The 1,583-nt window shown below is 57.5% G+C and carries 1 rRNA gene; it reads left to right on the top strand.

The features are described from left to right. Positions 1–155: 155 nt before the first annotated feature. A 16S ribosomal RNA gene (locus IEY26_RS17400) occupies positions 156–1,583 on the top strand; the annotation flags it as partial.

The following is a 1,583-nucleotide window of genomic DNA, read 5'->3' as shown; positions in this document are numbered from 1 at the left end:
AGGAAATGAGGATTCCACCCCTGCGGTCCGCCGTACAGATGGGATCTGATGTTAGCCTCGATGGCTTGGTGATATCTGGTTGGCCACGACGACCGTCCGGTCGTTGCGGTACAACTCGATACTGTTCCGCCAATTGCTGGCCTTAGCGCCAGCACATTCTGGTTGATCCTGCCAGAGGCCATTGCTATCGGAGTTCGATTTAGCCATGCTAGTTGCACGAGTTCAGACTCGTGGCGTAAAGCTCAGTAACACGTGATCAAACTACCCTGTGGATGGGGATAACCTCGGGAAACTGAGGCTAATCCTCAATAAGGCTCCCACATTTGAATATGGGGAGCTGGAAACGCTACGGCGCCACAGGATGTGATTGCGGTCGATTAGGTAGACGGTGGGGTAACGGCCCACCGTGCCCATAATCGGTACGGGTTGTGAGAGCAAGAGCCCGGAGATGGAATCTGAGACAAGATTCCAGGCCCTACGGGGCGCAGCAGGCGCGAAACCTTTACACTGTACGCAAGTGCGATAAGGGGACTCCGAGTGTGAGGGCATAGAGCCCTCACTTTTGTGAACCGTAAGGTGGTTCACGAATAAGGACTGGGCAAGACCGGTGCCAGCCGCCGCGGTAATACCGGCAGTCCGAGTGATGGCCAATTTTATTGGGCCTAAAGCGTCCGTAGCTGGCCGTGCAAGTCCGTTGGGAAATCTGCGCGCTTAACGCGCAGGCGTCCAGCGGAAACTGTACGGCTTGGGACCGGAAGACCTGAGGGGTACGTCCGGGGTAGGAGTGAAATCCTGTAATCCTGGACGGACCACCGGTGGCGAAAGCGCCTCAGGAGGACGGATCCGACAGTGAGGGACGAAAGCTAGGGTCTCGAACCGGATTAGATACCCGGGTAGTCCTAGCTGTAAACGATGCCCGCTAGGTGTGGCACAGGCTACGAGCCTGTGCTGTGCCGTAGGGAAGCCGAGAAGCGGGCCGCCTGGGAAGTACGTCCGCAAGGATGAAACTTAAAGGAATTGGCGGGGGAGCACTACAACCGGAGGAGCCTGCGGTTTAATTGGACTCAACGCCGGACATCTCACCGGCACCGACAGCAGTCATGACGGTCAGGTTGATGACCTTACCCGACGCTGCTGAGAGGAGGTGCATGGCCGCCGTCAGCTCGTACCGTGAGGCGTCCTGTTAAGTCAGGCAACGAGCGAGACCCACACTCTTAATTGCCAGCAGCACCCTTGTGGTGGCTGGGTACATTAGGAGGACTGCCGCTGCTAAAGCGGAGGAAGGAATGGGCAACGGTAGGTCAGTATGCCCCGAATGTGCCGGGCAACACGCGGGCTACAATGGTCGAGACAATGGGATGCGACACCGAAAGGTGAAGCTAATCTCCTAAACTCGGTCGTAGTTCGGATCGAGGGCTGAAACTCGCCCTCGTGAAGCTGGATTCGGTAGTAATCGCGTGTCAGCAGCGCGCGGTGAATACGTCCCTGCTCCTTGCACACACCGCCCGTCAAAGCACCCGAGTGAGGTCCGGATGAGGCCACCAACCGGTGGTCGAATCTGGGCTTCGCAAGGGGGCTTAAGT

Source organism: Halocalculus aciditolerans (genome assembly GCF_014647475.1).
Taxonomy (GTDB): Archaea; Halobacteriota; Halobacteria; order Halobacteriales; family Halobacteriaceae; genus Halocalculus; species Halocalculus aciditolerans.
This window is presented reverse-complemented; position numbering and strand designations above follow the sequence as displayed.